1 protein-coding gene is annotated in these 873 nt (G+C 53.0%); it reads left to right on the forward strand.

What is annotated here, in order from left to right:
• Positions 1 to 106 precede the first annotated feature (106 nt).
• Complete coding sequence (locus AC30D7_RS28720; RefSeq protein ID WP_490136326.1) at positions 107 to 802, forward strand: DUF1963 domain-containing protein; 696 nt, start codon at positions 107 to 109, stop codon at positions 800 to 802.
• Positions 803 to 873: the final 71 nt, after the last annotated feature.

An 873-nucleotide genomic window follows, 5' to 3' on the forward strand; every position in this document is an offset into this window, starting at 1 on the left:
GGTCACGAAGATCTACACTAGGCCCACTAGTCGCCCGAGAACAGCATACAAGACCACCTGCTATAGCGTTTACGCCCGATAACAAAAAAGGAAACGCACCATTTCCATGGACACTTCAGAAATCAAGCATCGCCTGGCACGCCCTGCCATAAAATTCAGTGCCGGCGGCTTTCGTCCTCTTGGCACAGACGAAGAAAGCTGGCTGGGTAACGTCTTCCTGTTCCGTCCCAACGAAGGCGTGCCCACCAATCAGGCAGGGCAACAGCTGCTCCCCTATGCACAGTTTTACCTGCCCGCCCTTCCCTTCACCAGCCCGCTACTGAAAGGGGTTCGTGTCCTGACGGTTTTTATCTCAAACCCGTTTCCTGAGCATTTTGAGCCCATGGGCAATAACTGGGTGATCCGCGAATATGGGCCGCAGGATGTGTTAGTGCGCAAAGCGCTGCCGGTGGAGGGCTCATTTCTCAAAGCCTTCCCGCTAAAAGCCCAGGCAGTGCCGCAGGATTTTCCTCTGTGGGATGGCGGTGGCGTGCCGGCAGATGTTGAACAAGCAGTTCTCAAACTGGAACGTGCGGGCGAAATACAGAGCTATTACGACCTGATCACCCACACCTACGCGCACAAGATCGGCGGCTATCCGTCGTTCTGCCAGGCGGGGGTGGATCCAAGTGAAGGTTTTGAGTTTGTCTTTCAGATTTCGTCAGACGCAAAGATCGGCCTGAATGTGATCGATAGCGGCAGCCTCATGTTCTGGAAGCACATCGAAACCGGCGAATGGGCGCTTTATTATGACTTTTACTAAGGTTAAGAGCGCGCAATGCACGAAAAGGGGAACAGGTTTATTTTTCCTAGAAATAAATCTGTCCCCTTTTC

It is taken from the genome of Pseudomonas sp. DF5, assembly GCF_058148225.1.